General features: G+C 67.6%; 7 protein-coding genes. 2 read left to right on the forward strand and 5 right to left on the reverse strand.

What is annotated here, in order from left to right:
* A partial coding sequence (locus DBR34_RS00615) for a M13 family metallopeptidase (protein WP_146186740.1) occupies positions 1 to 1,652 on the forward strand: 1,652 nt, incomplete at its 5' end.
* Between the two features lie 159 nt (positions 1,653 to 1,811).
* On the opposite strand, the gene DBR34_RS00620 is transcribed toward DBR34_RS00615, so the two are convergent.
* Positions 1,812 to 2,735: an oxygenase MpaB family protein gene (locus DBR34_RS00620; RefSeq protein ID WP_128095282.1), complete on the reverse strand. Its 924-nt coding sequence runs from the start codon at positions 2,733 to 2,735 to the stop codon at positions 1,812 to 1,814.
* Positions 2,736 to 3,045: 310 nt separating this feature from the next.
* On the opposite strand from DBR34_RS00620, the gene DBR34_RS00625 reads away from it, so the two are divergent.
* Positions 3,046 to 3,660, forward strand: a complete 615-nt coding sequence (locus DBR34_RS00625) for a hypothetical protein (protein ID WP_181393860.1) — start codon at positions 3,046 to 3,048, stop codon at positions 3,658 to 3,660.
* A gap of 39 nt (positions 3,661 to 3,699) precedes the next feature.
* On the opposite strand, the gene DBR34_RS00630 is transcribed toward DBR34_RS00625, so the two are convergent.
* The 4 genes from DBR34_RS00630 to DBR34_RS00645 form a co-directional block, all read right to left on the reverse strand.
* Positions 3,700 to 4,044 carry a hypothetical protein gene (locus tag DBR34_RS00630; protein WP_128095284.1) on the reverse strand — a complete coding sequence of 115 codons (345 nt, stop codon included), beginning with the start codon at positions 4,042 to 4,044 and terminating at the stop codon, positions 3,700 to 3,702.
* A 33-nt stretch (positions 4,045 to 4,077) separates the two neighbouring features.
* A complete protein-coding gene (locus DBR34_RS00635; RefSeq protein ID WP_128095285.1) occupies positions 4,078 to 4,851 on the reverse strand; it encodes a LytTR family DNA-binding domain-containing protein in 774 nt (257 codons plus the stop codon).
* Positions 4,841 to 6,100, reverse strand: a complete 1,260-nt coding sequence (locus tag DBR34_RS00640; RefSeq protein ID WP_128095286.1) for a histidine kinase — start codon at positions 6,098 to 6,100, stop codon at positions 4,841 to 4,843. The genes DBR34_RS00635 and DBR34_RS00640 overlap by 11 nt, the downstream gene beginning before the upstream one ends.
* 174 nt (positions 6,101 to 6,274) lie before the next feature.
* Positions 6,275 to 7,924: a M28 family metallopeptidase gene (locus DBR34_RS00645; protein WP_128095287.1), complete on the reverse strand. Its 1,650-nt coding sequence runs from the start codon at positions 7,922 to 7,924 to the stop codon at positions 6,275 to 6,277.
* Between the last annotated feature and the right edge of the window lie 214 nt (positions 7,925 to 8,138).

Here is an 8,138-nt window from a genome sequence, read left to right on the forward strand (position 1 = left end):
CCGACAAGGCCGCGCTGGCCACCACCCTGGGTGGCACCCTGCGCGCCGACGTCGACCTGCTGAATGCGACCAACTTCTACACCGACCGACTGTTCGGCGTGTGGGTGTCGGTGGACCTGCTGCAGCCGGACCGCAATGCGCCGTACCTGGTGCAGGGTGGCCTGGGCCTGCCCGACCGCGACTTCTACCTGCAGGGCGGCCGCATGGCCGAGCTGCGCAAGCAGTACCAGGCGTACATCGCCCAGGTGCTGCAGCTGGCTGGCGTGGCCGACCCGGCGGCCAAGGCGCAGCGCATCCTGGCGCTGGAGACCAAGATCGCCCAGGCCCACGCCACCCAGGAAGAAACCAATGACGTGGCCAAGGGCGCCAATGCCTGGAAGCAGGCCGACCTGAACGCCAAGGCGCCGGGCATGGACTGGGCCGCGTTCCTGGCCGGTGCCAAGCTGGGCGAGCAGCAGGACTTCATCGTGTGGCAGCCCAAGGCCGTGGCCGGCATCTCGCGCCTGGTGGCCACCGAGCCGCTGGACGTGTGGAAGGACTACCTGGCCTTCCACGCGCTGGACCGTGCCGCGCCGTACCTGCCGAAGACCTTCGCCGATGCGCGTTTCGCCTTCCACGGCACCACCTTGAACGGCACCCCGCAGCAGAGCGAACGCTGGAAGCGCGCGGTGGATGACAGCAACCACGCCGTCGGCGAGGCCATCGGCAAGCTGTATGTGGAACGCCACTTCGACCCGGCCACCAAGGCCCGTGCCGACGAGATGGCCAAGAACATCATCGCCGCCTTCGCCAAGCGCATCGACGCGCTGGCGTGGATGTCGCCGCAGACCAAGGCGCACGCCAAGGCCAAGGTGGCCGGGCTGACCGTGGGCATGGGTTACCCGGAGACCTGGCGCGACTACGCCGGCCTGGAGATCAAGCGCGATGACGCCCTGGGCAATGCCGAGCGCGCCGAGCAGTTCGAGTACCAGCGCAACATCGCCAAGCTGGGCAAGCCGGTCGATCACGGCGAGTGGGCGATGCTGCCGCAGACCATCAACGCGATGAACGTGCCGCTGGAAAACCGCCTGGTGTTCCCGGCCGCGATCCTGCAGCCGCCGTTCTTCGATGGCGCTGCCGACGACGCGGTGAACTACGGCGCCATCGGTGCAGTGATCGGCCACGAGATCAGCCACGGCTTCGACAATGCCGGTGCGCTGTTCGATGAAACCGGCAAGCTGCACAACTGGTGGACGGCCGATGACCTGAAGAAGTTCAACGCCGCCGGTGACGCGCTGGCCGCGCAGTTCAGCAGCTACCAGCCGTTCCCGGGCGTGTCGGTCAACGGCCGCCTGACCCTGGGCGAGAACATCGCCGACGTGGCCGGCCTGGCCACCGCCTACGACGCCTACCAGCTGTCGCTGCAGGGCAAGCCGGGCCAGACCCTGGAAGGCTTCAGCCCGGACCAGCGGTTCTTCCTGGGCTTTGCCCAGGCCTGGCGCAGCAAGGCGCGCGAGCAGGCCCTGCGCAACTCGCTGCTGACCAACGTGCACGCACCGGGCCAGTTCCGCGCGCTCACCGTGCGCAATCTGGACGCGTGGTACCCGGCGTTCGAGGTCAAGGACGGCCAGAAGCTGTACCTGGCCCCGGACAAGCGCGTCAAGGTGTGGTGATCGCTTTTACTGCGTAACGGTGACACCTGAAAACGGGCGCTTCGGCGCCCGTTTTCGCGTCTGGGGCGCGGTGAACGGCCGGCGCGCATCGGCTGGTGTTGAACGCCCGCACGCCAATCCGGGCCCTGCGGCGATGGCGCAGCCGACCAACGGTCGGCTCTACGAGGAAGGCCACTCGGCCAGCACGCTGGCCGGCAGGCCCATCCGTGCGCAGGCGCGCGGGGCCAGGCCGTCCTGCAGCGCGCGCCGGAACAACGGGGTCATCGCGCGCAGCACGCGCGCGGAGGTGCGTGCCTGTGCGCGCTGCATCCCCGTGCGTTCCAGCATCGCCTCGGCCCAGTCCGGCAGCAACGCCGCACCCGCGCCCAGGAACAGCTCACGCGACAACCCGGCCATCGGCACCGGCAGGCGGATGCCCGACAACACCCCCAGCACTTCGCGCGAGCGCGCATCGAACCGAAGCTGCGGCAACTGCCGGGCGAAGTATGCGTCCACCTCCGCTTCGGACGCGGGCACGTCGGTGGCGCCCAAGGCCTCGGCGACGCGCTTGTACTCGCGGTAATACTGGTCGGCCACCGCGCCGGGCACCTCGCGGCAGTAGCGCCGGCAGCCCTGCAGGAAGCCGTACGCCTCTGTCACGTGGACCCAGGTGAGCAGGGCCGGATCATCGGCTGAATACGCGCGCCCGTCGGCGCTGTGCCCGCGTACCTGCGCGTGGATGCGTTTCACCTTGGCCACCAGCGCGTCCACCTCGCTGCTGGGCGCATACGTGGTGCCGGCCACGAAGGCCGTGGTGCGTCGCAGCCGCCCGACCAGGTCGTCGCGGAAGTTGGAGTGGTCGTACACCCCGGCCAGGGCCAGCGGGTGCAGGGTCTGCAGCATCAACGCGCACAGACCGCCGGCGAGCATGCCGGGAAATTCTGAATGCACGCGCCAGGTGGCACTGTGGGGGCCGAACCAGCCCGGGTCGCCGCGCGGATGGTCGTACTCGATGCCGCTCTGGCCGCGGGGGAAGGCGCCCAGCACCCAGCGCCGGATGGGCGCGGTGACGGGCTGGGAAAGACGGTGCAGCAACGGCGGCATCTCAGGGGGTCCAATCGGGCGAAGGCGACGGCAGTCTGCGCGGTCGGCGCCGATTCTGGCCGATCCCGGGGCCTGCGGGGAGCCCCTGCGCTCACCCGGCGTTCGATGTGCGGGTGCAGCATGATTTTACCTGCGACATCTTGTCGCAGGCTGCGATCGCGATGATGCACCGCATCAGGCCACCCGCATTCAGAAACATCTGCCCGGCGGCTTCGCATTTCCCCCATTGCACGACCCGCTGGAAGTGCTAGAACTGAATCCGCCTCACGTTCGTCCAATGCGCTGCCGCACGTTCCAGAAGGAGCACGTCATGATCGCTTTGTTCAAGGGTTTGGGTTTGCTGTTGCAGGACAACGAGCTGTATGGCAGCCCGTTCGAAAAACAGGTCGCGCATTGGCGTAACAAGAGCGAACAGCAGATCCGCGAGGAAGTGGCGGTGCTGGCCAAGGCCAAGGGCCAGTGGCTGATGGCCTCGATTGTCGGCTGGCAGGCAGCGTCGCTGCTGATACTGGGCCTGATCTCCAACTACCTGTGGAAAGACGATTTCCATATCACCTTCACCCGCGTGGTGATCGTGTTCGGCTCCTGGATCTCGATCCTGTTCGTGATCTGGTTCATGGCCAACATGTTCGACCATACCGCCGGTTTCGAGCGCTGGATGAAGGCCTTCAACAGCCGCGCCCGCATCACCTCCGACGCCGACAGCGTGGAATGCGTGGCCGAAGCGCTGGACATGGCCCAGCATTATCCTGAGGTACTGGACTATAAGCAGGCCGTCACCGCGCGCCGCGAGCTTCGCCACGAAGACATCCGCATCATGCGCGAGATCGGGCGGATGCAGCAGCACACCGAACTGGTCGGCCAGCTCAACCACGTGGGCGAGCAGGACAACCGCAGCAACCTGCACCTGCAACCCGCGTACTGACCAACCCGGAAAGTGGGGGGAGCCACAATGCCATCGTGATCACTCACGGTGGCATTGTTCTTTGGGCTGCTCACTGACGCACTGGTTGAAGCCGGCCGGCAGCCCCGCCATCTGCTCGGTCTTGCCGACGGCCACCGCCAGCCTGTGCAGCGGTGGCTTCGCGCACGGGGTGCCCTTGCGGCAGGACGGGTCAAGCAGCAGGTAGTGGCAGGTGCCACTGCTGCTGGCGATGCACTCGAAGTGCGCCACGCCGTCCACCAGGGTGCTCTTGCTGTACAGCGCATCCACGCCGTTGGCACGGATCCGGGTCACCGACGTGTTGCTGGATTGCTGGCACCCGGCCAGCAGTACCACGGCGACGCACAGGGGCAGGAAAGTACGCATGATCACTCCAGGAAGAAAGAGGACCTGCCCGGGCTACATGCCCCGGAACAGGCTCATGAACGGTTGACTGACATTGAGCACCTCGGCCCGGTGTTTCAAGCGCAGCTGGCCGCGGCCGGTGTCGTCGCGGCTCACCGCGGCTACTGCTTTCATGTTGACGATGGTGGAGCGATGGATCTGGCGGAAACGCTGCGGGTCCAGCACGTCCAGCAGCTCGCGCAACGGCGTGCGCAGCAGGCTTTCGCCCTGCTCGGTGACCACGGTGGTGTATTTGCTGTCGGCACGGAAGTACACCACGTCTTCGAGCATGATCAGTTGGGTGTCGCGCCCGTTGCTGGCGGTGATCCAGGCCAGCGGCGGCGCACTGCCGGGCGCCGTGCCGCCCTGCGCCAGGCGCTGCAGCAGCTGCTCCAGCATGGCGTTGTCCGGCCGGCCCTGCTGCATGCGCGCCAGAATGCGCTCACGGGTGGCCAGCAGGCGCTCGTCGCTGACCGGCTTGAGCAGGTAGTCCATCGCGCCCTGTTCGAAGGCGTCGATCGCGTACTGGTCGTAGGCGGTCACGAACACCACCTGGGTACGCGGGCTGATCTCGGGCAGCGCGCGCGCCACGTCGATGCCGGTGATGCCGGGCATGCGGATGTCCAGGAAGGCCAGGTCGGGTTTCAGCTCGGCCAGCTTTTCCAGCGCGCACGCACCGTCTTCGCATTCGGCCACCCGCCGCAGCTCCGGCCACAACCGCTGCAGCTGCGCCACCAGCGACTGCCGCAGCAGGTCTTCGTCTTCGGCGATAAGGGCATCAAGCTGCATGGATGGCCTCGCGCGCATCGCGCGGCAGGGTAATGGTGGCGGCAACGCCACTGGGGAAGTTGGAGACGATGGCCACCCCGGCGCGTTCGCCGCAGGTCAGGCGCAGGCGTTCGCGCAGGTTCTTCAGGCCAATGCCGGTGCCGCTGGTGCCCTGGCCGAAGCCCAACCCGTCGTCGGCGACCGTGAGGGTGACATGGTCGTCGAAGGCACGCGCGATGATCCACACCGTGCCGCCGCCGGGCTTGGGTTCCAGGCCATGCTTGATCGCGTTTTCCACCAGCGTCTGCAGCGCCATCGACGGCAACGGCAGCGTCAACAGCATGGGGGGCACGTCGACCTGCAGCGCCAGCCGCGCACCCATGCGGATCTTGAGAATCTCCAGATAGGCCTGGGTGCGCTCCAGTTCCACGCCCAGGGTGGACATCGACTCGTCCACGCTCGGCAGCGAGCTGCGCAGGTACTGGATCAGATGCCCCAGCATCTGGTCGGCGCGCGGCGGATCGGTGCGGGTCAGCACCTGCGCATTGGCCAGCGTGTTGTACAGGAAGTGCGGTTCCACCTGGGCGTGCAGCAGGTTGAGCTTGGCCACCGACAGTTCCTTCTCGGTGGCGGTCTGTTCGGCCGCGGCCTGCTCGTCGCGGCGCTGTTCGGACACGCGCCGGGTGATGGCGCGGGTTACCGCTTCGGCATTTTCGAAGTTGCTGCCCTCGTCCACGGCCAGCAGGTCGGCCCAGACCCCGGCATCGGGTTCGAACAGCAGGGTGACGCTGCTGGTGCCCTGCCCCGGGGTGACCGTGGCCAGCACGCTGTTGCGGCGGATCGCCAGCCGCGCCGGCAGGTTCCAGCGCGAGGGCGGCCGGCCGTTGTAGGGATCCACGCGGCGCACGTAGGCACGCACCTGCAGGCTGCCGGCGGCGCTTTCGATGTCTTCCACGCGGGGCAGTTCGGCGATGGCCTTTTCCAGCAGCGCAAAGGCCGGGCCGGCGTCCATCGGCAGTTCGATCTGGCGACGCTGGCGGCTGGACAGGGTGGTGCCGTCCAGGCGCCCGGCGATCAGCCAGACCCGGCGGATGTGGGTGATGCAGCTGCCGATGGCGGTGACCGCCAGGAACATGGCCAGCAGCCCGAAGACCCACCCGGGGCCATCGTCCATGCCGCTGAAAATGCCACTCCAGACAAAGCCCGCCACGATGATGGCGGCGGCCCAGGCCAACAGGATGCGGAGGATCAGTGCGAGGCTGGCGAACACGGCGGCGTCTTCACATAGGGAGTGAGGCGAGCATAGCCCTGCCACCGTTGGGAACAAGCGGCATGCGACGAAAGCCGGGAATGGGGGGATGAAGCACCGATCACGTTGCGCCGGGCTCTGCCCGGCGCAACGGCCGGGGTGTCCCCACCGGGGATGCCGGTGGGGACGGTGGGGTTACCTGCGCTCGGCGGCGCTGGCGTCGCGCGGGGCGCGGAACTGGGAATCGGCGCTCCAGTTCGGCCAGGTACGCGAGTTGGCCAGCTGGTTGCCCAGCGTGTACAGCACCTCCAGGTCGCGCGAGGCGCCGGCGAAGGTCCAGTCCGGCTGCCACTCATCGCCCTGCTGGTGGTAGCGCTTGGCGGTGTAGTCATCCGAGGCCGCCTTGCCGGCCGCCACGCCGCCCTTCACCCAGTCCTGGCCGGCCGAGTAGGACACCGCCGGCACGCCGCGCTTGGCGAACGGGAAGTGATCGGAGCGGAAGAACAGGCCGGCTTCCGGCTTCGGGTCCGGGGTGTAGCGGATATCCCAGCCCTTGGCCACGTCCTTGAGCTGGTCCAGCAGTTCCAGCTTGGCCGACCCGTAGATGCCGAAATCACGCGACGGCCCGAACGGCGCCATGCCGTCCATGTTGATCACCGCCACGGTCTTGCTCAGCGGATACAGCGGGTGGCTGGCGTAGTACTCCGAACCCAGCAGGCCCTTTTCCTCGGCGGTGACGGCCAGGAACAGCACCGACCGCTCCGGGCGCTTGCCCTTGGCGAACCCACGCGCCAGTTCGATCAGCGACGCGGTGCCGCTGGCGTTGTCGAGCGCGCCGTTGAAGATGGTGTCGCCGTTGGCGTCGGGCTTGCCCACGCCGATGTGGTCCCAGTGTGCGCTGTACACCACGGTCTCGTCGGGATGCTTGCTGCCTTCCAGGCGCGCGGCCACGTTGTGCGAGGTGATCACTTCGGTCTTGACCGCGTACTTGGCCGAGAAGGTTTCGCCCTTCAGTTCCACCGGGTTGAAATCGCGGGTCTGGGCCTGGCGCTTGAGCGCCTCGAAATCCAGTCCGGCGCGCTTGAACAGGTCCACCGCGAGGTCGCGCTGGATCCAGCCTTCCAGCAGCGGATGTGCCTCGGCGGGGGTGTCGCGGACCACGTCGAACATGGTGTTGGTGTTGGAGCCGGCCACCGTGGCCCAGCCGTACGATGCCGGTGCGGTCTCGTGCACGATCAGCACGCCAAGGGCGCCCTGGCGCGCGCCTTCTTCGTACTTGTAGGTCCAGCGACCGTAGTAGGTCATGCCCTTGCCGTCGAAATCGCCTTGGCCGCTTTCGAAGTCCGGGTCGTTGATCAACACCACGGCGATCTTGCCCTTCAGGTCCACGCCCTTGAAGTCGTCCCAGTTGCGCTCACCCGCCTTGACGCCATAGCCGAGGAAGACCAGCGGCGCGTTCTTGATGTCCACGGCGCTGGCACCGTTCATCGCGGCGCGCACGGCGATTTCCTTGCCCTGGCTCAAGGTCTGCGGCGTACCCTTGCTGCTCAGCGACAGGTTCGGCGTACCGACGATATCGCCCTTGAGCAGCGGCACGGCCTGGGTCCACAGGCGCTTGCCGTCCTTGAGGTCGCCGCCCGGCTGCAGGCCGGCCGCCGCGAACTGCTTGCTCAGGTAGGCCACGGTCTTCTCCTCGCCCGCGGTGGCCGGGGAGCGGCCCTCGTAGGCATCGGAGGCCAGTTCCTTGACGTCCGCGGAGATCCGCGCGCCATCGAATTTGGGCGTTGCCGCCATCAGGGCACTGGACACCGACAGGGCCAGCACGCTCAGTACTACTCGCTTCATCGCTCTCTCCACAGCTTGGACCACGAAAACCCAAGTGTAGGGTAGAGCGGGGCTCTGCCCCGCTACCCGGCCACACCACAGCCCCCGTAGAGCGGGGCTCTGCCCCGCTGCCCTGGCCACATCGCGCAACGCAACAGCAGCCGGGCAGAGCCCGGCGCTACGAGGCGCTGCCCCCCCCCCGTAGAGCGGGGCTCTGCCCCGCTCTACGGGGGGG

The organism is Stenotrophomonas sp. HMWF003 (genome assembly GCF_003061285.1).
Lineage (GTDB): Bacteria > Pseudomonadota > Gammaproteobacteria > Xanthomonadales > Xanthomonadaceae > Stenotrophomonas > Stenotrophomonas maltophilia_AP.

Excerpts from the sequence above, each read along its gene's own strand:
- DBR34_RS00620 (WP_128095282.1), bottom strand. The coding sequence starts at position 2,735 with ATGCCGCCGTTGCTGCACCGTCTTTCCCAGCCCGTCACCGCGCCCATC.
- DBR34_RS00625 (WP_181393860.1), top strand. The coding sequence starts at position 3,046 with ATGATCGCTTTGTTCAAGGGTTTGGGTTTGCTGTTGCAGGACAACGAG.
- DBR34_RS00630 (WP_128095284.1), bottom strand. The coding sequence starts at position 4,044 with ATGCGTACTTTCCTGCCCCTGTGCGTCGCCGTGGTACTGCTGGCCGGG.
- DBR34_RS00635 (WP_128095285.1), bottom strand. The coding sequence starts at position 4,851 with ATGCAGCTTGATGCCCTTATCGCCGAAGACGAAGACCTGCTGCGGCAG.
- DBR34_RS00645 (WP_128095287.1), bottom strand. The coding sequence starts at position 7,924 with ATGAAGCGAGTAGTACTGAGCGTGCTGGCCCTGTCGGTGTCCAGTGCC.